This is a genomic window from Pseudooceanicola nanhaiensis DSM 18065, from assembly GCF_000688295.1.
Classification (GTDB): domain Bacteria; phylum Pseudomonadota; class Alphaproteobacteria; order Rhodobacterales; family Rhodobacteraceae; genus Pseudooceanicola; species Pseudooceanicola nanhaiensis.
Genome location: NZ_JHZF01000013.1, coordinates 1 through 22014, shown reverse-complemented (window position 1 = coordinate 22014; position 22014 = coordinate 1). Strand labels below are relative to the sequence as shown.

Annotated in this window: 22 protein-coding genes; 13 read left to right on the top strand and 9 right to left on the bottom strand. The window is 68.7% G+C overall.

All coding sequences use genetic code 11. From position 1 onward, the window contains the following. Positions 1-8: 8 nt before the first annotated feature. Positions 9-617: a cob(I)yrinic acid a,c-diamide adenosyltransferase gene (gene cobO / locus Q344_RS0110265; protein WP_028286624.1), complete on the bottom strand. Its 609-nt coding sequence runs from the start codon at positions 615-617 to the stop codon at positions 9-11. Between the two features lie 136 nt (positions 618-753). Here cobO and Q344_RS0110260 point away from each other — a divergent pair, with 136 nt between their 5' ends. The 3 genes from Q344_RS0110260 to Q344_RS0110250 are packed head-to-tail and all read left to right on the top strand — an operon-like array spanning position 754 to position 3202. After that, positions 754-1374, top strand: a complete 621-nt coding sequence (locus Q344_RS0110260) for an HAD family hydrolase (protein ID WP_028286623.1) — start codon at positions 754-756, stop codon at positions 1372-1374. Continuing rightward, positions 1371-2285, top strand: coding sequence for an ornithine cyclodeaminase family protein (locus Q344_RS0110255; protein WP_028286622.1), 915 nt, complete (start codon positions 1371-1373; stop codon positions 2283-2285). The genes Q344_RS0110260 and Q344_RS0110255 overlap by 4 nt, the downstream gene beginning before the upstream one ends. Continuing rightward, positions 2282-3202 (top strand): alpha/beta fold hydrolase, encoded by a 921-nt coding sequence (locus tag Q344_RS0110250; RefSeq protein ID WP_028286621.1) that lies wholly within the window; start codon positions 2282-2284, stop codon positions 3200-3202. Before Q344_RS0110255 ends, Q344_RS0110250 begins: the two co-directional genes overlap by 4 nt. On the opposite strand, the gene Q344_RS0110245 is transcribed toward Q344_RS0110250, so the two are convergent. Beyond that, on the bottom strand, positions 3194-4444 hold the full coding sequence (locus Q344_RS0110245; protein WP_028286620.1) for an MFS transporter: 1251 nt from the start codon (positions 4442-4444) through the stop codon (positions 3194-3196). The two genes, Q344_RS0110250 and Q344_RS0110245, sit on opposite strands and share 9 nt — an antisense overlap. Before the next feature lie 133 nt (positions 4445-4577). On the opposite strand from Q344_RS0110245, the gene zapE reads away from it, so the two are divergent. Beyond that, positions 4578-5645: a cell division protein ZapE gene (zapE, locus tag Q344_RS0110240; RefSeq protein ID WP_036539074.1), complete on the top strand. Its 1068-nt coding sequence runs from the start codon at positions 4578-4580 to the stop codon at positions 5643-5645. Between the two features lie 263 nt (positions 5646-5908). Here zapE and Q344_RS0110235 read toward each other — a convergent pair whose 3' ends face one another. The 4 genes from Q344_RS0110235 to Q344_RS0110220 form a co-directional block, all read right to left on the bottom strand. Continuing rightward, the gene (locus Q344_RS0110235; protein WP_051630717.1) at positions 5909-7147 is read right to left on the bottom strand and encodes a bifunctional folylpolyglutamate synthase/dihydrofolate synthase; all 1239 of its coding nucleotides are present in this window, start codon (positions 7145-7147) and stop codon (positions 5909-5911) included. Positions 7148-7176: 29 nt separating this feature from the next. Then, positions 7177-8172: an acetyl-CoA carboxylase, carboxyltransferase subunit beta gene (gene accD, locus Q344_RS0110230; protein ID WP_028286617.1), complete on the bottom strand. Its 996-nt coding sequence runs from the start codon at positions 8170-8172 to the stop codon at positions 7177-7179. 118 nt (positions 8173-8290) lie between these two features. Then, a complete protein-coding gene (locus tag Q344_RS0110225) occupies positions 8291-9205 on the bottom strand; it encodes a CPBP family intramembrane glutamic endopeptidase (protein ID WP_028286616.1) in 915 nt (304 codons plus the stop codon). Next, complete coding sequence (locus Q344_RS0110220; protein WP_028286615.1) at positions 9202-10068, bottom strand: CPBP family intramembrane glutamic endopeptidase; 867 nt, start codon at positions 10066-10068, stop codon at positions 9202-9204. Before Q344_RS0110220 ends, Q344_RS0110225 begins: the two co-directional genes overlap by 4 nt. A 144-nt stretch (positions 10069-10212) precedes the next feature. Here Q344_RS0110220 and Q344_RS23665 point away from each other — a divergent pair, with 144 nt between their 5' ends. The 5 genes from Q344_RS23665 to Q344_RS0110195 all read left to right on the top strand — a co-directional run bounded on the left by Q344_RS23665 (position 10213) and on the right by Q344_RS0110195 (position 15628). Next, the gene (locus tag Q344_RS23665; RefSeq protein ID WP_051630538.1) at positions 10213-10914 is read left to right on the top strand and encodes a hypothetical protein; all 702 of its coding nucleotides are present in this window, start codon (positions 10213-10215) and stop codon (positions 10912-10914) included. A 50-nt stretch (positions 10915-10964) separates the two neighbouring features. Further along, positions 10965-11735: a DUF6478 family protein gene (locus Q344_RS0110210; RefSeq protein ID WP_028286614.1), complete on the top strand. Its 771-nt coding sequence runs from the start codon at positions 10965-10967 to the stop codon at positions 11733-11735. Between the two features lie 9 nt (positions 11736-11744). Next, positions 11745-12104, top strand: a complete 360-nt coding sequence (locus Q344_RS0110205; protein WP_028286613.1) for a hypothetical protein — start codon at positions 11745-11747, stop codon at positions 12102-12104. 276 nt (positions 12105-12380) lie between these two features. Next, the gene (locus Q344_RS0110200) at positions 12381-13286 is read left to right on the top strand and encodes a LysR family transcriptional regulator (protein ID WP_028286612.1); all 906 of its coding nucleotides are present in this window, start codon (positions 12381-12383) and stop codon (positions 13284-13286) included. A gap of 176 nt (positions 13287-13462) precedes the next feature. Then, positions 13463-15628, top strand: a complete 2166-nt coding sequence (locus Q344_RS0110195; protein WP_028286611.1) for an esterase-like activity of phytase family protein — start codon at positions 13463-13465, stop codon at positions 15626-15628. Between the two features lie 56 nt (positions 15629-15684). Here the strand turns inward: Q344_RS0110195 and Q344_RS0110190 are convergent, their stop codons facing one another. Further along, the gene (locus tag Q344_RS0110190) at positions 15685-16296 is read right to left on the bottom strand and encodes a hypothetical protein (RefSeq protein WP_028286610.1); all 612 of its coding nucleotides are present in this window, start codon (positions 16294-16296) and stop codon (positions 15685-15687) included. 4 nt (positions 16297-16300) lie between these two features. Further along, the gene (locus Q344_RS0110185) at positions 16301-16897 is read right to left on the bottom strand and encodes a LysE family translocator (RefSeq protein WP_028286609.1); all 597 of its coding nucleotides are present in this window, start codon (positions 16895-16897) and stop codon (positions 16301-16303) included. 72 nt (positions 16898-16969) lie between these two features. Here Q344_RS0110185 and Q344_RS0110180 point away from each other — a divergent pair, with 72 nt between their 5' ends. Further along, positions 16970-17422, top strand: coding sequence for an Lrp/AsnC family transcriptional regulator (locus Q344_RS0110180; RefSeq protein WP_028286608.1), 453 nt, complete (start codon positions 16970-16972; stop codon positions 17420-17422). 3 nt (positions 17423-17425) lie between these two features. On the opposite strand, the gene Q344_RS0110175 is transcribed toward Q344_RS0110180, so the two are convergent. Then, positions 17426-17947: a hypothetical protein gene (locus Q344_RS0110175; protein WP_028286607.1), complete on the bottom strand. Its 522-nt coding sequence runs from the start codon at positions 17945-17947 to the stop codon at positions 17426-17428. A 166-nt stretch (positions 17948-18113) separates the two neighbouring features. Here Q344_RS0110175 and Q344_RS0110170 point away from each other — a divergent pair, with 166 nt between their 5' ends. The 3 genes from Q344_RS0110170 to msrQ all read left to right on the top strand — a co-directional run bounded on the left by Q344_RS0110170 (position 18114) and on the right by msrQ (position 21301). Further along, positions 18114-19631: an FMN-binding glutamate synthase family protein gene (locus tag Q344_RS0110170; RefSeq protein WP_028286606.1), complete on the top strand. Its 1518-nt coding sequence runs from the start codon at positions 18114-18116 to the stop codon at positions 19629-19631. A 149-nt stretch (positions 19632-19780) separates the two neighbouring features. Then, positions 19781-20686 carry a protein-methionine-sulfoxide reductase catalytic subunit MsrP gene (gene msrP, locus Q344_RS0110165; RefSeq protein WP_028286605.1) on the top strand — a complete coding sequence of 302 codons (906 nt, stop codon included), beginning with the start codon at positions 19781-19783 and terminating at the stop codon, positions 20684-20686. 3 nt (positions 20687-20689) lie between these two features. Beyond that, positions 20690-21301 (top strand): protein-methionine-sulfoxide reductase heme-binding subunit MsrQ, encoded by a 612-nt coding sequence (gene msrQ, locus Q344_RS0110160; protein WP_028286604.1) that lies wholly within the window; start codon positions 20690-20692, stop codon positions 21299-21301. Positions 21302-22014: the final 713 nt, after the last annotated feature.

Below are 22014 nucleotides of genomic sequence, written 5' to 3'. Positions count from 1 at the left end.
GGGCAGCGTCAGAATTCGACGCCGATCTGGGCCTTGATGCCGGAGCGGAACGGGTGCTTGACTAGTTCCATCTCGGTCACGAGGTCGGCGGCCTCGATCACCTCCTCGGCGGCGTTGCGGCCGGTCAGGACGACATGGGTCATCTCGGGCTTTTCCGCCGCCAGGAAGGCCACGACCTCGGCTGCGTCGATATAGCCGTAGCGGATCGCGATGTTGATCTCGTCGAGCAGCACCATGCGGAAGTCGGGGTCGCGGATCAGCTCCTTCGCCTTCTCCCAGGCAGCCTGGGCCATCTCGATGTCGCGCTCGCGGTCCTGCGTCTCCCAGGTGAAGCCCTCGCCCATGGTGTGGAACCGGCACCTGTCGGCGAAGGTCGAGAGGATCAGGTCCCGTTCCCCGGTCGACATCCCGCCCTTGATGAACTGCACCACGGCGCAGGGCATGTCATGGGCGATGCAGCGGAAGATCATGCCGAAGGCCGCGGTGGACTTGCCCTTGCCCTTGCCGGTGTGGACGATCACCAGCCCCTTCTCGCCGGTCTTGGTCGCCATGATCTTGTCGCGGGCGGCCTTCTTCTTGGCCATCTTCTTCGCGTGACGGTCGCTGTCCTCGGTCATCTGCTTCTCCTTTGACGCGGCGGGAGTGTCGGGCATCGCCACACTGGGCGCAAGCGGGTGTCACGGCTTGGCGTCACCCTGCGGTTCGGTCTAGGCTTGTCGCCGCAACGGGCGGTGCCCGGAAAAAGGAGAGGCGATGCAGGTCGAGGCGGTGATCTTCGATATCGGGAACGTGCTGATCGAGTGGCAGCCCGAAAACTTCTACGACCGGGAGATCGGTCGGGCGGCGCGCACGCGCCTGTTCTCGGAGGTCGACCTTCACGGGATGAACGACCGGGTCGACCTGGGCCACGATTTCCGCGAGACGATCTATGGCACCGCGGCGGCCAACCCGGCCCATGGCGACGCGGTGCGGATGTGGCACGACCGCTGGCTGGAGCTGGCGCGGCCGGTGATCCCGCAATCGGTGCGGCTGATGCGGGCGCTGCAGGCCCGGGGCGTGCCGGTCTTCGCGCTGACCAATTTCGGGATCGGCAGTTTCGAGCTGGCGCGGACGGAATACGATTTCCTGAGCGAATTCGACCGGGCCTATGTCTCGGGCCACATGGGCGTCATCAAGCCCGACGTGCGGATCTACGAGATGGTGGAGGCCGATTGCGGCATCGCGCCCGAGCGGCTGCTCTTCACCGACGACCGCGAGAAGAACATCGCCGCGGCCGCGGCGCGCGGCTGGCAGACCCATCTCTTTGAGGGGCCCGAAGGCTGGGCCGCGCGCCTGGTCGAGGCCGGGCTGCTCGAGACGGCGGAGGCGGCATGAGCGTTCCGATGATCTCATTCGAGGCGGGCGAGGCCAGGCTGGACTGGATCGCCCTGACCGAGGCGCTCGCCGCGGGGCATCGCGGGCCCCGGGCCGAGATCGGCGACACCTTCCTCTACCGTGGCGGGGACACGCTGTTGAGCCGCGCGGCCTGGATCGACGGGATGGGCATCGCGGTGAAGACGGCGACGATCTTTCCCGGCAACGACGGCCACGAGACGCCCGTGGTGAACGGCGGCGTGAACCTCTATTCCGACGCGGACGGCACGCTCGAGGCGATCGTCGATTTCCACCTCGTGACCAAGTGGAAGACCGCCGGCGACAGCCTGATGGCCGCACGCCGGCTGGCCCGGGCCGACAGCCGGCGGATCCTGATCGTCGGCGCGGGGACCGTGGCGCGGTCATTGCGCGAGGCCTATGGCGCGGGTTTCCCGGGGGCGGAGTTCATGGTCTGGAACCGCACCAACGCCGCCGCCGCAGCGCTCGCGGCGGAATACCCCGACACCCGCATGGTGATCGACCTGGAGGAGGCGGTGGCCGAGGCCGACATCGTCACCTGCGCGACCATGTCCACCGAACCGCTGATCCTCGGCGAGTGGCTGCGGCCGGGCACGCATCTCGACCTGATCGGCGCCTTCCGGCCCGACATGCGCGAGGCCGACGACCGGGCCCTGCAGCGGGCGCGGGTCTTCGTCGACAGCCGGGACACGGTCCTGGACCATATCGGCGAGCTGAAGATCCCGCTCGCCGAGGGCGCGATCGAGGCCGCGGACGTGCAGGCGGATTACTACGAGTTCAGCGCCTTCCAGCGCGGCAGCGACGAGGAGATCACGCTGTTCAAGAACGGCGGCGGGGCGCATCTCGACCTGATGACCGCGCGGCACGTGCTGGAGCGCTGGAGCCAGGGGTGATCGGCTGGGCGCTCCTTGCCGGGCTCGCGGCCCTCGCCGCGGCGCCCTTCGCGGTCGAATGGCGCAAGCCGCCGATGAGCGACGCGCGCCGGACCGCGGCCCCGGGCCATTTCGCCCGCCTGTCGCGCGGCGGCACGCATTACCGCTGGTATGGCGACCGCACGGAAGGGCCGGTGGCGGTCTGCGTGCACGGGCTGACCACGCCCTCCTTCGTCTGGGACGGGGTGGCGGCGGACATGGTGGCCCATGGCTGGCGGGTGCTGGCCTTCGACCTCTACGGGCGGGGCTGGTCCGACCGGCCGCCGGGCCCGCAGGACCGGGAGTTCTTTCTCGAGCAGCTCGAGGAGATCATCCGCCACGAGGGGCTGAAGGGCGACATCACGCTGGTCGGCTATTCGATGGGCGGGGCCATCGCTGCCTGCTACGCCGCGCGCAATCCGCAGATGCTCCGCCGTCTGGCCCTGATCGCGCCGGCGGGCATGGGGCAGGTGCCGCAGCGGCTGGAGCGGCGCTGCGCCGGATGGCCCGTGCTGGGCGACTGGCTGTTCCGGCTCCGCTTCCCGCGCCGCCACCGGCGTGCGGCGGAGCTGCTGCACCGCAACGAGGGCGTGGCGCGCGAGGTGGCGGCGGCGCAGGCGGCCGAGCTCGACACGCGGGGGTTCGTGCCGGCGGTCCTGTCGTCGCTGCGGGGCATGTTGTCGGAGACGCTCGAGACCGAGCACCGGGCGATCGCCGCAGCGAAGCTGCCGGTTCTGGCGATCTGGGCCACGGCGGACGCCCTGATCCCGCTGTCCCACATGGGGCGGCTCACCGCGTGGAACCGCGACGCGCGGCAGGTGCAGGTGAAGGGCGCCAGCCACTGGCTGCCGCTGACGCACCCGCGCGAGGTCGCGCGGGCGCTGCGCGGCTCAGACTGAGGCGGGGTTCGGCAGCGGCGCCCGCGTCTCGCGGATGGGCAGGTGGATGATCGCCGAGAAGGCGCCGACGCCCACGCCGATCCACCAGACCAGGGTGTAGCTGCCGTAGAGGTCGTACATCCAGCCGCCCAGCCAGACGCCGAAGAACCCGCCGATCTGGTGGCTGAGGAAGACGATCCCGTAGAGCGTGCCCATGTAGCGCAGCCCGTAGATATGCGCGATCAGGCCCGAGGTCAGCGGCACGGTGGCAAGCCAGAGGCTGCCCATCAGGACGGAGAAGAGGATCACCGATCCCGGCGTGATCGGCATCAGGATGAAGGTCCCCGCCACGATGGTCCGCAGCGTGTAGATCCCCGCGAGGAGATATTTCTTCGTGTGCCGCTGGCCCAGCCAGCCCGCCAGCAGCGTGCCCGCCACGTTGGCCGCGCCGATCACCGAGATCGCGATGGCGCCGAGCGCCGAGGTGGTCGTGATCCCGATGTTGTGCAGGAAGCCGCCGGGGACGATGGGGCCGCAGAGCTCGGTCACGAAGGCGGGGAAATGCGCCGTGATGAAGGCCAGCTGGTAGCCGCAGGAGAAGAACCCGAGGAAGATCATGATGAAGGACGGATCCCGCCCGGCCCGCAGGAGGATGCCGCCGAGGCTTTCCTCGAGCTCGGCCCGGGTGGCCGGCGGCGTGGGCGCCCGCATGAAGGGCAGCAGGAACAGGGTGCAGAGGATCATCGCCGCGAAGATCACGAAGACCTGCTGCCAGGGCATCTGCCAGAGCAGCCACTCGGCCAGCGGCGCGCCGAAGATCTGGCCGGCCGATCCCGCGGCTGTGGCGACGGCCAGCGACATCGAGCGGTTTTCGTCCGACGAGGCGCGGCCCACGACGGCGAGGATCACGCCGAAGCCCGTGCCCGCGATGCCGAAGCCGACGAGTATCTCGAGCATCTGGTGCTGTTCCGGCGTCACCGCGACCGAGCTGAGCACCAGCCCCGCGGCATAGCAGAGCGCGCCGATGACGATGGCCACCCGGTCGCCGATCTTCTCGGCCACGGCGCCGAAGATCGGCTGGCCGATCCCCCAGGCCAGGTTCTGCAGCGCGATGGCGAGGGAAAACTCGCTCCGGGCCCAGCCGAATTCGGCCGCGATCGGGATCTGGAACACGCCGAAGGAGGCGCGGATCGAGAAGCTGACGACGATGATGATGCAGCCCACGATCAGGACCGGGGTGAAGAGGGGGGCCTTGGTTTCCATCGTGCTACTCCTGCTCGCGCGGCGACTGTATGAGCTTCCCGGCCGGCGTCAATTCAGCCTTGGTGATGCGATCCATCAGCCCTTCTGACGTATCCGCTTTCCAACCCGCCGCCCCCGCGCTATCCCGGCGTCCATGTCAGCGATGAGAGAGCTTTACGCCCGCGGCATCGACGCGGGCACGATCCACCCCGACCCGGCGCAGGAAGAGGTCCTGCCCGAGTTCGACCGCATCCGCGAAGGGCTGCACCAGCCCGTGAAACGCGGCTTCTTCTCGCGCAAGGCGCCCGAGGCGCCGAAGGGCCTGTATCTCTGGGGCGGGGTCGGGCGCGGCAAGTCGATGCTGATGGACCTCTTCGCGAAAAGCCTCGACGTGCCGGTCCGCCGCGTCCATTTCCACGCCTTCATGCAGGAGGTGCACGACGGCATGCACCGCGCCCGGCAGGACAAGGTGGACGATGCCCTGGCCCCGGTCGTCAAGGCGGTGGCCGAGGAGGTGCGGGTGCTGGCCTTCGACGAGATGCAGGTGACCGACATCGCGGACGCGATGATCGTGGGCCGGCTCTTCGAGGGTCTGATGGACGCGGGCGTGGTGATCGTGACCACCTCGAACCGGCATCCCGACGACCTCTACAAGCACGGCCTCCAGCGCGAACGCTTCATTCCCTTCATCGAGCTCATCAAGGAGCGGCTGGTGGTGCATGAGCTGGCGTCCGAGAAGGATTACCGGCAGGACCGGCTTTCGGGCGGCGAGGTCTACTTCACCCCCGCCAACGCCGAGGCCCGGGCCCAGATCGAGGCGATCTGGCAGGACCTGACCGGCGGCGACGCGGACCCCCTGACGCTCAAGGTGAAGGGCCGCGAGGTCGAGATACCGGCGTTCCGGAACGGGGTCGCGCGGGCCGGGTTCCACGATCTCTGCGGGCGGATGCTGGGCGCGGCGGACTACCTCGCGCTGGCCGACGCGGCGCGGGTGCTGATCCTCGAGAACATCCCCTGCCTCGGCCGGTCGAACTTCAACGAGGCGAAGCGCTTCGTGACCCTGATCGACGCGCTCTACGAGGCGAAGGTGCGGCTGATCTGTTCGGCTGCGGACTGGCCCGAATCGCTCTACGTGGAGGGCGAGGGCGTCTTCGAATTCGAGCGCACGGCGAGCCGTCTGCGCGAGATGATGTCAGAGGATTGGGCCGCGGCCCGGGCATGAAAAAAGGGGGCCGTTTACCGGCCCCCATGTTCGTTGTGCCCGCAAATTCCTTGCCTGCCACCTGTTTTTAGCTCCAACGAGGGAAGTCGGATCTGTCTGACTGAGAATTGGTGTCCGTGGTGACCGGATGCCTGTGCTGCTGACACCACAATGCCGAATCGAGGCGAATCAGTCAACAGAAAGCGATTCGCCGTGATCGAAAATCCGCATTTTTCATCCCGATTCGGCGAATCGCGTGAAAATCGCCGACCTGACGGCCGCGCTCAGCCGTTTTCGCGGAGGATGCGACCGGCCAGGTAGAGTGACCCGCAGATCAGCACCCGTGCGCGGGGTGTCTCCTCGGCGATCAGCGCCAGCGCTTCGGCCACCGACCCCGCCTGCCGCTCGGCGATGCCGCAGGCCGCGGCGATGCCCGAGGTCTGCTCGGCGGTGAGCGTCGCGGCCTCTCCGGGGATCGAGACGGCGGTGAGGCTTGCCACGTGGGGCGCCAGCGGACGCATGAAGCCCGCGACGTCCTTGGTGTTGAGCATGCCGCAGATCAGGTGCGTCGGCCGGTCGGGCAGGGTGGCGAGATGCCTCGCCAGCGCCTCGCCCGCCGCGGGGTTGTGCCCGCCGTCCAGCCAGAGCTCGATCCCCGGGGCGCTGTCCACCAGCGGGCCACGGGTCAGGCGCTGCATCCGGGCGGGCCATTCGGCGCGGGTGACGGCCGCCTCCAGCGCCTCCTCGGGCAGGCCGAGATGGCGGAGGGCGGCAAGCGCGCTGCCCGCGTTGTCGAACTGGTGCGCGCCCGGCAGGTTCGGTGGCGGCAGGTCGATCAGCCCGGTCTCGTCCTGGAAGATCAGCCGCCCGCGCTCTTCCCAGACGTGCCAGTGCTGCCCCTGGGCGATCAGCGGCGCGGCCAGCCGGGCCGCCCGCGCCTCGATCGCCTCGAGCGCGGCGTCGCCCTGCGGGCCGACGACGCAGGGCACCTCGCGCTTGAGGATGCCGGCCTTTTCAAAGGCGATCTGGCCCAGCGTCTCGCCGAGGTATTGCTGGTGGTCGATGGAGACGGGCGTGATCACCGTCAGGGCGGGCTTGTCGACCACGTTGGTCGCGTCCAGCCGCCCGCCGAGGCCCACCTCGAGCAGGCAGTAATCGGCCGGCGTGCGGGCGAAGGCCAGGAGGGCGGCGCAGGTGGTGATCTCGAAATAGGTGATCGGCTCGCCGCCATTCGCGGCATAGCATTCGTCGAGCACCTCGGCGAGGTACGCCTCGGAGATCAGGTCTCCGGCCAGCCGGATGCGTTCGTGGAACCGGGCGAGATGCGGCGAGGTGTAGACGTGGCAGCGCTTGCCGTCCGCCTCCAGCCCCGCGCGGATCATGGCGAGGGTGGAGCCCTTGCCGTTGGTCCCGGCGACGTGGATCACCGGCGGCAGGTGCTCCTGCGGGTTGCCGAGCGCGTCCAGAAGCCGCCACATCCGATCGAGGGTGAGGTCGATGATCTTCGGGTGCAGCGCCATCATCCTCTCGAGGATGACGTCAGAGGTCGCGGTCACGACTTGCCGGTCTCCGCCTTGGCCGCGGGCTTGGCGTCCTTCGCGGGGGCGGGGGCGTTCGGATCGGGCACCGGCGCCGTCTCGGGCGCGGCCTCGATCTGCGGCGCGGTCTCGGGCGCGGGCAGGTCGCCACGCACCTCGGGCGGCAGCGACATCAGCATGCGGGTGATCCGGATCAGCTCGTCCCGCATCTCGGTCCGGGGCGTCACCCGGTCGAGCATCCCGTGGTCGAGCAGGTATTCCGCCCGCTGGAACCCTTCGGGCAGCTTCTCGCGGATGGTCTGTTCGATGACCCGCGGACCCGCGAAGCAGATCAGCGCATTCGGCTCGGCGATGTGCACGTCGCCCAGCATCGCGTAGGAGGCCGTCACCCCGCCCGTCGTCGGGTGCGTGAGCACGACGATATAGGGCAGGCCGGCTTCCTTCAGCATCTGGATCGCCACGGTGGTCCGCGGCATCTGCATCAGCGAGAGGATCCCCTCCTGCATCCGCGCCCCGCCCGCGGCGGAGAAGACGATCAGCGGGGCCTTCTTCTTCACCGCGCGTTCGGCGGCGGCGATGAAGGCGTTGCCCACGTACATCCCCATGGAGCCGCCCATGAACGAGAAGTCCTGCGCGGCGGCGACGATGGGCGTGCGCCCGATCTCGCCCTCGGCGACCAGCATCGCCTCGTGCTCGCCGGTCTTCTTCTGCGCGTCTTTCATCCGGTCGGGATAGCGCTTCTGGTCGCGGAACTTCAGCGGGTCGGCCAGCGGCTCGGGCACCTTGACCTCGGTGAAGATGCCGCCGTCGAACAGCGCGGAGAACCGCGCGCGCGGCGTGATCGCCATGTGATGCCCGCAATGGGTGCAGACGTTGAGGTTGTCCGCCAGTTCGCGGTGGAACAGCATGGTTCCGCACTCGTCGCATTTCGTCCAGAGGTTCTCGGGCACCTCTCGGCGCGAGAAGATCGAGTTGATCCGCGGACGGACGTAGTTGGTGATCCAGTTCATGCGGCCGGTATCCCTTGGGCTGCGGTCGGGGATGGAGATAGTCGGCGGCGGCCCGGATTGCAATCGCGGCGGGGCGACGGCGGGGGCATGGGCGGGTTCGCGGGGCCGTGCCGCGGGCTCAGCGCCGGATGGCCACCCGCGCCGCCAGCCAGGACAGCCAGACGATCGTCACGTCGATCAGGAGGTAGATGTTCAGCACGCCCGCCGGCGCGGCCGGGGCCTGAACCATCTCGGTCATCGGCTCGGGCGCGAAGAGCAGCAGCGCCAGCCCGGAATCGGGCGCCCCGACCTCGCCGAAGAAGAGGAAGGCATAGGCGTTGTTCGCCAGATGCAGCCCGATGGCCGCCCCGAGGTTGCCGGTCCGCGCCGTCAGGTCCGAGGCCGCGAGCCCGAAGAAGAGCGCCCAGATCACGTATTGCAGGCTTTCCTCCGAGGTGCCGCCGTTGTCCCAGTGCGCCGCCGCGAACAGCAGGTTGGGCACCAGCATCCAGACCAGCGGGCTGTCGAACCGGGCGGCCAGCTGCTGCTGGATGTAGCCGCGGTAGAAGAGCTCCTCCGCCGACACCTGCACGAGGATCGCGGCCAGCCCGAAGGGCAGGGCGAGGGTCCAGGCGACAAGGCCCGGCCCGTCCTGCAGGGTGGCGGCGCTCCACCACGGCGGCAGGATCTCGAGCGCGAGATAGAGCACCGAGACCGCCGCCGCGGCGAGGATCAGGTTCGCCGCCGCCGGTCCGAGGGGGCCGATCGCGCTGGCGAGCGGCCGGCCGTGCGCGCGGCGCATGACGAGCGCGAGGCTGCCGGCGAAGAGCCCGAAGGTCGCCAGCTGGATCGACAGCCCGGCCGGCGTCAGCCCGTAGAGCACGTTGTGGGCGAGGTCCGGAGCCGCGGATTCGATCAGGTGCGAGAAGAGGCTCAGCCCGATGCCGAACAGGAACTCGACCGCGAGGATGCCCATGACGAGGCGGCCGAGGTCGTTCGACCCGCGCGCCGGGGCGACGAAGGCCCTATGCGGGGCATAGACCGCGGGGGTCATCGGCGCAGGGCCACGCGGGCGGCCAGCCAGAGGATGAAGAGCAGCCCGATCTCGACCGGCAGGTGGCTCACGAGCCCCGGGTCCGACATCTCGATCGGCAGGCGGTAGAGCGCGAGGCCGGACATCTCCTCTCCGGGCGCGAGCAGCAGCAGCGCGGCGAAGTTGTTCAGGAAATGCAGCGCCAGTGCCGGGCCGAGGTTGCCGCAGCGCGCGGTCAGGTCGGCGGCGAGCAGGCCGAAGGCGATCGCGGGCAGCAGCAGCCACGGCGCGTTGTCGCCCGCATCGGCGGGGTTGTAGTGCAGCAGGCCGAAGCCGAGCGCAGGCAGCACCAGCCAGATCAGGGGCGAGCGGAACCGCGCGGCCAGCTGGCTTTGCACGTAGCCGCGGAACACCAGCTCCTCGGCCGTGATCTGCACCGCGAGGGCGAGCAGACCGGGGACGAGCCACCCGAGCCAGGTGCCGGGCGCGAGGTTCGGCTCGGGCGCGACCGAGTCGGGCCCCGGCAGGAACAGGCTGATCCCGTAGAGCGCCAGCGCCACCACCATCACGCGCCCGCCGTCGCGGAGCATGTCGCGCCCCGGCCCGAAGAGCGTGCGCAGGCGCCGCCGGTGCAGCCAGCGCAGCGCCAGCCAGAGGCCCGGATAGACGCAGGCGAAGCTGGCGAGCAGCGCCAGGGCCGAGGCCGGCGTCCGCCCCAGCCCGCCGCCCATCACCGACATGTCGTTCCCGAGGTCGAGCGAGAACAGCCCGAGCAGGAGCAGCATGTAGACCGCGCCGGTCAGCACCAGCCCCGCCGCCAGCCGCCAGAGCTGCGGGCGGGCCCGGGCCGGGGCGATCAGGGACTCGTAGGCGGGATAGCGCATGGACCGGACCGTATCCCCGCGCCCGGGCGGCGGCAATCGCATCCCGCGGGACCCCGGGCCAAGCCTGCGCGTTGTGGCTCAAATGCTTGCGACACGGGGGCTTGTGGATGCATGATCTCCGGACAGGGAAAGATCGGAGGGCGCATGGCCCGGACATTCGTGACACGCGCCGCCGCGATCGGCGCGGTTCTGATGGCGCTCGGCGGCTGCCTCGCGGTGCCGCAGGACGGCAGTGGCGAGGCTGACCTCTTCGGCGTGATCTCGACCGTGTCGCGCCCCGTGGGCGAGCCTCTGCCGCAGGCGCCGATCGCCGGCGGCGACATCCTCGTGCGCGGACCCGAAGGCTATTGCGTCGAGGGCCGGTCGCTGCGCAACCGCGCCGACGGCGGTTTCGCCCTGCTCGCCTCGTGCTTCGTGATGTCGGGCGGGAAGGACGGCAGTCCCGTCGCGCCGGTGGTGATGACCGTCTCGGCCTCCGAGATCGACCCGGCCAGCGGCGTGCCCGATCCGCGGCAGCTGGCCGGGGCCTTCGCGCCGGCCCGGGTTCTGGCCGCCACGCGGGTGAAGGGCGTCTCCGTCGTCCACCTCGCGACCGGCGGCGAGAAGGCCGTGCCGCGGGCCGATCCCCGGCACTGGCGCGGCGCGATGGAGCTGAACGGCCATCTCGTGCTGCTGGCGCTCTACAGTCCGGCGGGCAGCCAGGCGGCCGAGCGCGGCGGCAGCGCCCTGCTGGTGGAACTGGCGCAGACATTGCGCGCGGCGCGTCCACGGCCCGCGCCCGACCCCGAGGCCCGGGTGCCGGCCCCCGCGAAACGCGATGCGGTGCTGGGTGGTCTCTTGCAATAGCGCCGCCTAGACTGGGCGGACCCTCGGGACAGGCGGGACAGACGGGACAGATGGGCAAGACGAACGGCTCCGTGTTCGACAGGATCGCGTGGCGGCGCGAGCTGCGGCGCTGGCACGCGCTGGCGGCGGGCGCGCCCACGGCCGGGCTCGACCGGCTGCGCGGGGCCCGCCGCGCGGCCCGCGCGCTGCGGGCAGAGCTCGACCGCGTGATCCACCTGGCCGACGCCCGCCTCGCCCTGCCGCGGACAGGCGCGGGCGCGGAGCTGCCGCAGGGGGCCGACTGGTGCTGGCGGCCCGAGCCGTGGCGCGGGCCGCTGCCCGAGGAGGGGATCGCGCCGGTGCCCTCCCCGTCCCGGCTGGGCGACGAGGTGACATTGTTCCACGATTGCAGCCTGAGCGAACTGAGCCTGCGCCAGCTGCGCAACACGCGCGGGGCCGACCGCGCCCCCTTCGGCCTCGCCATGGACGTCTTCGGCTTCGACGGATCCTTCCTGTCGCTGGTGATCGACCTGCCGCCGGAGGCGATCGCCGGGCTGCGCCGCAGGCACCTCGTGCGCCTCGAACCGGTGCTCGAGCTGGAGAAGCCGCTCGAGATCTTCGCGCGGCTCAACATCAAGCACGGGCCCAACACCGAACAGCTGGTCCGCGAACTGCCGCTCGGGGAAGACGGCGGGATGGTCGAATTCGACCTCGGCTATTCCAACCTGAACGAGAAGCGGGTGGAGCGGATGTGGCTCGACCTGATCTTCGAGCGCCCCGAGATGAACCGGGTCGTGCTGCGCGACCTGACGTTCAGCCGCCGCCTGCGGGCGGACCTCTAGGAGACGCCGATGCGCGAACTGACACTCACCAAGACGCGGTTCACCGGCGGGATCTGGGAGGGCGTCGTCACGGGCGGGGCGGGGCCGCTCGAGGTCGTGCTGGACGCCGAGCCGGTGCAGGGCGTCACGCTTGAGGCGCTGCCCGAGGGCGGCCGCCTGCTCCGCGTGCCGGTCCCGGCCGAGGCGATCGGCGATGGCATCCGCTGTTTCGTGATCCGCAGTCCCGCGGATGGTGCGATCCTGGGCCAGTTCGCGGTGATCGGCGGCGAGCTCGCCGACGCGGCCCTGGTCTCCGAGGTCGCGCTCCTGCGGGCCGAGCTGGACCTGCTGAAACGCGCCTTCCGCCGGCATTGCAGCGAGACGGGGTGAACCCCGGGCTTCATCTTTCCGGAAATACTCCCGCCGGAGGCCTCGTGCGGACCGGGCTCGATGCCCGGTCCGCACGACCTCCGCCGCGACGTCCTCCGGACGGCGCAACCCCTTGCGGAACCGCGGGGATCTGCCACGCTCGGGCGCCGCTCTCCCGTTTCCCTGCCTTCACCAATCCCAGACATTACCCCGATATTGTCGGCGCCCTGCCGCGTTCCTGCCCGATTTGGAAACGATACCTCCTCCTCAACGAGCAGTGACACAGGTGACACGATCATGGACCGTCTGACCGAAATGGAGGCCTTTGCCACAGTCGTGGACCAGGGTGGCTTCACGGATGCGGCCAAGAAGATGGGGATTTCCAAATCCGCCGTTTCCAAGCACGTCTCCTCGCTTGAGGCGCGCCTCGGTGCCCGACTTCTCAACCGCACGACCCGCCGGGTCAGCCCGACCGAGATCGGGCTTGCCTATTACGACCGCGCCCGCCGGGTGCTGAACGATGCCGGAGAGGCCGACGCGCTTGTGACCTCGATGCAATCGGCGCCCTCGGGCCTGCTGCGCATCTCGGTCGCGACGGATTTCGGGGTGAATCATCTCTCTCCCGTGCTGGGCGAATTCCTTGCCGAATTCCCCGACATCACCGTGAACATGGTGCTGAACAACCGCTACGTGGAGCTCATCTCGGAAGGCTTCGACATGGCCATCCGGATCGGCGAGCTGGAGGATTCCACCCTCCGGGCCCGCAAGCTGACCGAGACCACCAAGCGGATGATCGCGAGCCCCGGCTATTTCGAACGTTACGGGCGGCCGGGCAAGATCGACGACCTGAACGACCACAAGCTCCTGCATTACTCCAGCCAGGCCTCGGGCAACGTCTGGAAGATCACCGCCCCCTCGGGCGAGAAGCGGCAGGTGCGCACCGCGGGCTGGCTCTCGGTCAACGACGGGCAATCGCTGCTGAACGCGGCCATCGCCGGGCTCGGCATCGCCTACCTGCCCAGCTTCCTCTACGCCGATGCGATGGACAAGGGCCTGGTCGAGGACGCGATCCCCGACCTGCCGATAGAGCTTCAGGGCATCTACGCCGTCTATCCGCCGGGCCGGTTCACCCAGCCCAAGGTGCGCGCCTTCATCGACTTCCTCGTCAAGGCGTTCTCCGACAAGGGCCCGAACGACTGGTAACGGCCCCTTTCATCATCTTCCCCGTGCCTGCCAAGGCTGCCTTGCCCCGGTTCTCCAGAGCCGGGGTTTTTCTTCGGCTGCGCCCCCGGCGTCACGGTGCTGTCACCAAAGCTATACGTGGCCGATACATTCCGGGCGCATCCCCCGCGCGGGACATATCGCAACGGGAACACCACATGAAAGCGCATCTGCCGCTGGCCGCCTCGCTTCTGGCCCTGATCGCCGGGACGGCGCAGGCCGAGATGACCTTCAACCGCATCGCCAGCTTCGCGACCCCCGACAACATGGCCGAGGGCGAGGACCGCGCGCGCGAGACCAGCGCCGAAATCATCGCCGCGACGAAGGACGGCATGACGCTGGTCTACACCGACAGCCCGCTTGGCGCGGTCGGCCTGGTCGACATCACCGATCCCGCGGGGCCGGAACCGCTCGGCACCGTGGACATGGGCGGGGAGCCGACCTCGGTCGCCGTCATCGGCGCGACGGCCTTCATCGGCGTGAACACCTCCGAGAGCCACGCCAATCCCTCGGGGCGACTGGTGGTGCTGGACCTCGGCACCCGGCAGGAGGAGGCCGCCTGCGATCTCGGCGGGCAGCCCGATTCCGTCGCCGTCGCCAAGGACGGCAGCTTCGTCGCCGTCGCGATCGAGAACGAGCGGGACGAGGATGCAGGCGACGGTCGCCTCGGCCAGATGCCCGCGGGTTTCCTTGCCCTGCTGAGCGTTGCGGACGGGCTCGCCGATTGCGAGAGCCTGGTGAAGGTCGATCTCACCGGCCTGGCCGAGATCGCCCCCGAGGATCCGGAGCCGGAATTCGTCGACATCAACGCGCTCGGCGAAATCGTGGTGAGCCTGCAGGAGAACAACCACATGGTCGTCGTCTCGCGCGACGGCGCGGTGCTGTCGCATTTCCCGGCCGGGGCGGTCGAGCTCGAGGGGATCGACGCGACCGACGAGCGCGGCGCGCTGATCTTCACCGAAAGCCAGCTGGGCCGGAAGCGCGAGCCCGACGCCGTGAAGTGGATCGACGACACGCATTTCGCCACGGCGAACGAGGGCGACATGGACGGCGGGTCGCGCGGCTGGACGATCTTCGCGAAGGACGGAACCGTGGTCTACGACAGCGGCACCGATTTCGAGCGCGCACTGATCGAGATCGGGCATTACCCGGACAAGCGGTCGGACGCCAAGGGCGTCGAGCCGGAGAGCATCGAGACGGCGGTGTTCGACGGCACGCCCATGGTCTTCGTCGGATCGGAGCGCGGCAGCGCGGTCGGCGTCTACGACGTGACCGATCCCGCAGTCCCGGTGCTGAAGCAGATCCTGCCCTCGGGCATCGGGCCGGAGGGCTACGTGGCGCTGCCGGACCGCGGGCTGCTCGTCTCGGCCAACGAGACGGACCTGGTGGCGGACGGCGGCGTGCGGGCGCATGTGATGCTGTTCCGCTACGCGGAGGGGACGGCCTCCTACCCGACGCTCACCTCTGCGGGCAGCGGACAGCTGATCGGCTGGGGCGCGCTCTCCGGCATGGTGGGCGACGCGACGCGGCCCGGGCTGCTCTACGCGGTCAACGACAGCTTCTACGGCTACCAGCCGACGATCTTCACCATCGACGCCTCGGCCCGGCCGGCGCGGATCCTGGGTGCGCTGCCAGTGACCCGCGCGGGCATGCCGGCGCAGAAACTGGACATGGAAGGGATCACCCTCGACGGCGCGGGCGGCTTCTGGATCGCCTCGGAGGGCAACACCGACAAGCTGGTGCCGCATGCGCTCTACCACGTGGATGCCTCGGGCGAGATCGTGGAAGAGGTGGCCCTGCCCGCCGAACTGCTCGCGCAGGAGAAACGCTTCGGTTTCGAGGGCGTCACCATGGTGGGCGACACGCTCTGGATGGCGGTGCAGCGGGAATGGAAGGATGATCCGGCGGATCACGTCAAGCTCGTGGCCTATACCCCCGCAACCGGGGAATGGGGCGCGGTGCATTACCGGAAGGCCGCCGCGGACACCGGCTGGACCGGGCTGAGCGAGATCGTGGCGCATGGCGACTGGGTCTACGTGGTCGAGCGCGACAACCAGATCGGCGCGGCGGCGAAGGTGAAGAAGGTCTACCGGATCCCGCTGTCCGAAATGAAGGCGGCGCCGCTCGGTGGCGCGCTGCCGGTCGTGTCGAAGGAAGAGGTGCGCGACCTGATACCCGACCTGAAGGCCTGGGGCGGTTACGTCGTCGACAAGGTCGAGGGGCTGGCGGTGGACGCCGCGGGCGAGATGTTCGTCTCGACCGACAACGACGGCGTCGACGACAGCTCGGGCGAGACCTTCTTCTGGTCGATCGGCAAGATGTGAGGATCGGCGGCCGGGCTCGGGCCCGGCCTGCATCGCGGGCCCGGCCGCCGCGCGGATCAGCGTGCGGCGGCCAGGCCCGCGCGCAGCGCGAGTTCGGGCGAGGTCAGCACAGGCACGCCCAGTTTCCGCAGCCCCTTCGCCGCCCCGGCCATCGAGACCTGCGCCAGCACGACGCAATCGCCGCCGTGGGTGCGGACCTCCTCCTGCACCCCGCGGGCGAGGGCGGCGTGGAAGCCGGCGATGTCTCCCGCCTCGAACAGCGGCCAGTGTTCGCACATCTCGAAGGGCCGGATCGAACTGCCCGGCCGGAGGTGCTCGGCGAGCAGGTCGAGCGAGGCGCGGGCGGTGCTTTCCAGCGCATAGGCCATCACGATCCTTCCGCCGATGCGGCCGGCCTCGGCCATCATCGGGCGGTCCACCCGGATCGCGCCGGCCGCCTCGGCCGCTGGGCCGAGCGTGGTGCAGGTGCAGATCACCGGGCCGTTCGCCGCGCGCACGAAAGCGGCGAGCCGGGCGGCAAGCTCGGGGGTGAGCCCTCTCTCCCGCGCCTCGGCCAGCCACGGCTCGCGCACCTCCTGCCGGATGATCGCCCTGGGGGCGATCCGGTCGCGGAGCTTCGCGAAGGTCAGCAGATGAACCGGCGAGGTATGCAGCAGCGTGAGCGTCATGCGCTCAGTGATAGACCACCGGCAGGAGCGACGCCACGAGCAACGCGGCCATGGTCCAGTTGAACACCCTGAGCCGCGCGGGAGAGGTCAGGAACCGGCGGAGCTGCTGGCCGAGCACGGCCCACGTGCTGACCGAGGGCAGGTTGACCAGCCCGAAGGTCAGCCCGACCAGAAGGATCGCCCAGAGAGAGCGGTCCGGCGCATAGACCGCGATGGCCGTGAGAGCCATGGTCCAGGCCTTGGGATTGACCCACTGGAAGGCGGCCGCCTGGAGGAAGGTCATCGGGCGGCCCGCCGTCTCGGACCGGTCGGCGGGAGGCGCGGCATGGGCGATCTTCCACGCCAGCCAGAGCAGGTAGAGGATCGAGACGACCTTGAGCACCTGGTGGGTGACGGGGACGGCATCGAAGATGCCGATCAGCCCGGCGCCGACGAGGATCACCATGACGGTGAAACCGATTCCGATCCCCAGCATGTGCGGCACCGTGCGCCGGAAGCCGAAATTCGCGCCCGAGGCCATCAGCATCAGGTTGTTCGGCCCCGGCGTGATCGAGGAGACGAAGGCGAAGGCCACGAGAGCAAGGAGGAGATCATGCGTCATGGCGCATGTTTATGCGGCAGGGTCGTGCATGGAATTGCGTAATGATGTGCCGACTGGCATCATCCGCAACAAATGACGAAACGAGACCGCATCAACGACAGGATATTGCAGATCCTCACCGCGGAGGGGCGGATCAGCAATCTCGAGCTCGCAGACCGCGTGGGGCTGTCTGCATCGGCCTGCCTGAGGCGTGTGACGGCGCTCGAGCGGGAGGGGGTGATCGCGGGCTATCGCGCGGTGCTCGACCCCGCGGCGCGGGGGGTGGGGTTCATCGCCTATGTGACCGTCGGCCTGAACGAGCACACCAAGGCCGCGCAGGAGGCATTCGAGAAGGCGGTCGCGACCGCGCCCGAGGTGCGCGAGTGCCACAACATCACCGGCAACCGGGAATACCTTCTCAGGATCGAGGCCGGGGGCCTCGCCGATTACAAGCGTTTCCACACGGATGTTCTGGGCACGCTGCCGCAGGTGAGCGCCATCACCAGCTACGTGGTGATGGGCTCTCCCAAGGATGAGCGGGCCTGAGGCTTACGAGCAATAGGCGCCCTGGCCGTTCAGCGCGGCAGTCACACCCTTCAGGCTGACCGGGATCGACTGGCCGGCGATGTTCAGCTGGCCGCCCGCGGACAGCGCCTGAAAGAAGGCCTCCTCCTGCGCGTTCCCGCCGAAGTCGAGCTCATAGCTGTGGATGTCGGACTGCGTATAGGCGTCGTCGCGGGTCTTGCCGGTGAAGCTTGCGGTCGCCTGCACCGGCTTGCCGTCGACGGTGAGCGTCAGGGTCATCGGCGATTGCGGCAGCGGCTTCGGGTAGCCCAGCTTCACCGTCCGGTCGGCGGCGCCGCCGGCGCGCTTGCAGGAGATGGTGAAATACTCCCCGGCCTGGCCGCGCGGCAGGGTCAGGAACATCAGCGCGCCGGCCTGTTCGGGCAGCTTGGACTGCACCCATTGGCCTTCGTAGACCACCATCTGCTCGTTCTCGATCTTGCTCTGCGCGAGGGCGGGGGCGGCGATCGCGGCACAGAGGGCGGCGGCGACAGGCAGGCGGATCATGGGGCGTTCCTTTCGGTGATGTCTTTGGGAGAAGGTCTCATCCTCCCGGTCGATTGCCAAGATAGGGCCGGGTCACGATCTCTCCAGCGCGGTTTTACCCGACGGCCCCTTGCCGCGGCGTCGGCTTCTGCGCAGTCTGGGCCGGCAGGCAACGAAAGGCACCGACATGGACAAGGTCAGTTTCGCGGCGAGCGCGCTGGAGTGGCTCGTCATCCTCTTCGTCATCGTGATCGGCCTCGTTGCGGCAGCGGCGGCGGTTCTCTGGGTCGCCGACCGGATGCAGACCGCGGACGCGATCCGGCGGAACTATCCCCTGATCGGCCGGTTCCGCGGCTGGTTCAGCACGCTGGGCGAATTCTTCCGGCAGTATTTCTTCGCGATGGACCGCGAGGAGATGCCGTTCAACCGGGCGCAGCGCGACTGGGTCTACCGTGCGGGCCGGGGCGAGGGGAACACGATGGCCTTCGGCTCGACCCGGAACCTGTCGATCCCCGGCACGGCGATCTTCGTGAACGCCGCCTTCCCGCCGATCGACGACCAGTTCGCCGCGACCCAGCCCCTGCGCATCGGCCCGCATTGCCGCGAGCCCTACGATGCGCCCTCCTTCTTCAACATCTCGGGCATGTCGTATGGCGCCATCTCGCGCCCGGCGGTACGGGCGCTGTCGAAGGGCGCGCAGAAGGCGGGCATCTGGATGAACACCGGGGAAGGGGGGCTGAGCCCCTACCACCTCGAGGGTGGCTGCGACATCGTCTTCCAGATCGGCACGGCGAAATACGGGGTGCGCGACCTCGAGGGGCGGCTCGACGAGTCCCGTCTGAAGGCGGTGGCGGCGCATCCGCAGGTGAAGATGATCGAACTGAAGCTCGCGCAGGGCGCCAAGCCCGGCAAGGGCGGCATCCTGCCCGGAGAGAAGGTGACCGAAGAGATCGCCGAGATCCGCGGCATTCATCCGGGTCAGGATTCGATCTCTCCGAACCGCCACGTCGACATCGGCGATTACGCGGCGCTTCTCGACAAGATCGCGCATATCCGCGCGATCACCGGCAAGCCCGTGGGCTTCAAGACGGTGGTCGGCTCGTCCGAATCCTACGAGGAGCTGTTCCGCCTGATCCTCGAGCGCGGGGAGGAGAGCGCGCCCGACTTCATCACCGTCGACGGGGGCGAAGGCGGCACGGGCGCCGCCCCGATGCCGCTGATGGACCTGGTGGGCATGCCCCTGCGCGAGGCGCTGCTGCGCCTGGTCGACATGCGCGACCGCTACGGGCTGAAGGAGCGCATCCGGGTGGTGGCGAGCGGCAAGCTCGTGAACCCCTCGGATGTCGCATGGGCGATCTGCGCGGGGGCCGATTTCGTGACCACCGCCCGGGGCTTCATGTTCTCGCTCGGCTGCATCCAGGCGCTGAAGTGCAACCGGAACACCTGCCCGACGGGGGTGACGACGCACCAGCCACACCTGCAACGCGGGCTGGTCGTGGAGGAGAAGTATCTCAGCGTGGCGAATTACGCGAAATCCATCGTGAAGGAGGTCGAGATGATCGCCCATTCGGTCGGCGTTGCCGAACCCCGGCTGATGCGGCGGCGCCATGTCCGGGTGATGCAGGCCAACGGCGAGTCGGTGCCCCTGCGCCAGATCCGGCCGAGCTGGGATCCGACGATGGGCGAAGAGGGCCGGCCGCAGTAGCGGCGCGCGAGAGCCGGGGTGCGATCCGGGGTGCGTCGTGCCCGGTCCACCTTCCCCGAGGTTACGATCCCGTGAGCGCCGGCCTTTTTTGAAACGTTTCCCCGCTGTCGCCCGTAGTGAAGAGTGAGACAGACACCGGAGGGACCGCCATGCACCGCCTGACCACGCCGAAATTCCGCGACCGCGACGTGACCGACGAAAGGCACTACCTGAACCGTCGCCAGCTGATCGCCTCGGCCGCGGCGGGCGCCGGGCTGGGCCTCGCCGGGCCCGCCTTCGCGGCGCCCGAGGGGCTCGAGCCGAACAGCTTCGAGGACATCACCAACTACAACAACTACTACGAGTTCGGCACCGGCAAGCGCGATCCGGCCGAGAACGCGCACATGCTGACCACCAGCCCCTGGACGGTGAAGATCGACGGGATGGTCGACAGGCCGGGCGACTACCAGTTCGAGGACATCCTGGCCAAGGCGCAGATCGAGGAGCGCATCTACCGCCTGCGCTGCGTCGAGGCCTGGTCCATGGTGATCCCCTGGAACGGCTTCACCCTCGCCTCGCTGCTGGGTCGCGTGGGCGTCCAGTCCGGCGCGAAATACGTGGCCTTCGAGACGGCGACCCGGCCCGAAGAGATGCCGGGCCTGCGCTATCAGGTGCTGAACTGGCCGTATCGCGAGGGCCTGCGCCTCGACGAGGCGATGCATCCCCTGACCCTCATTGCCACCGGGCTCTACGGGAAGGACCTGCCGAACCAGAACGGCGCGCCGCTGCGGCTGGTGGTGCCGTGGAAATACGGCTTCAAGGGGATCAAGAGCATCGTCCGCATCACGCTGCAGGACACGGAGCCCTTCACCTCGTGGAACGATGCCAACCCGCGCGAGTACGGCTTCTATTCCAACGTGAACCCCACCGTCGACCACCCCCGCTGGAGCCAGGCGACCGAGCGGGTCATCGGCGCGGGCCTCTTCGGGTCGCGGCGCGAGACCGAGATGTTCAACGGCTACGGCGAGGAGGTGGCCAGCCTCTACGACGGCATGGACCTCCAGAAGAACTTCTGAGCCATGATCGCAGACCGCATCAACAGGGCGACCCGCAAGGTTCCCGCGTGGCCGCTCTATATCCTGGGCGCGCTGCCGCCGCTCTGGCTGCTCTTCCAGGGCTTCACCGGCGGGCTCGGGGTCGATCCGGTGAAGGAGATGGAGCACCAGATGGGCCTCTGGGGGCTCTGGCTGCTGATCGCGGGGCTCTGCGTGACGCCGCTCCAGCGTTTCGCGGGCGTCAGGCTGATCAAGTATCGCCGCGCCATCGGGCTGACGGCCTTCTTCTACATCTTCCTGCACCTGCTCATCTGGCTTGTGCTGGACGTGCAGATCGTCAGCCAGATCATCGCCGACATCTACAAAAGGCCCTACATCACCGTCGGCATGGCCGCCTTCGTGCTGCTGGTCCCGCTGGCGCTGACCTCGAACAACTGGTCGATCCGCAAGCTCGGGCCGCGCTGGCGCCAGCTGCACAAGCTGGTCTACGTGATCGTCCCCCTCGGGGGGCTGCACTTCTTCCTCCTCGTGAAGGGCTTCCAGATCGAGCCGCTGATCTACCTCGGCGTGATCTTCCTCCTGCTCGCGCTGCGTATCCGGCTGCCGCGGCGAAAGAGGACGGCTCCGGCGGAATGAGTGGAAAGGGCGGCCCGATGGGCCGCCCTTTCGAGTCGGGCCCGCCCCGGGTCATTCGCGAGTCGGGGGCGATTCACCCACGAGTCGGGGTGATGAATCGGGTGACGCAGGGGCGGATTCACCCCCACTTGGGGATAACCCCGTGGATAACCCAAAATCTGGGAGCAGCTCACGGAAACGAGAGTACCAGGGTGCCCTGAAAATCCTGACCATCCGAAAGAAATCTCTGTGTAACTTACTGATTTTGAACGAGGTTCCAGGTTTTTGAAAAAAAGATGACGGTCCCCGGCAAAAAGCGCTTGCGGACATCCGGCCCCATCCGTAAATACCCCTTCACCGGCGGCGCTGAGGCGCACAACGGAACGCCAGACGGAACGACGGAGCGGACGCTTCGAAGGGCCTGACGGGAAAAACAGAGGTAAGGTTGGGCGGGGCGCGCCAGGAAGTTACGGCGCATCCAGTTTGATTTTGTCTCTACGCTCTTTGAAATCGCGAGTATCTGAAGAGATATGTGGGCGGTTTGGTTCATTTCGATGAACAAACAACTGCACATATCTACGCTCCTAGGGTCGTCCTTCGTGGACATCATGATCCGATGATGGAGTGTCAGCTTCACTGTTTGGACGGCTTTGCGTTACTTCGGTAACCTGAAGCACAACAAACAGAAATGGTTCCGGCCCTCGGGTCGGAGCAGATGTGCAGAGGTTCGAACG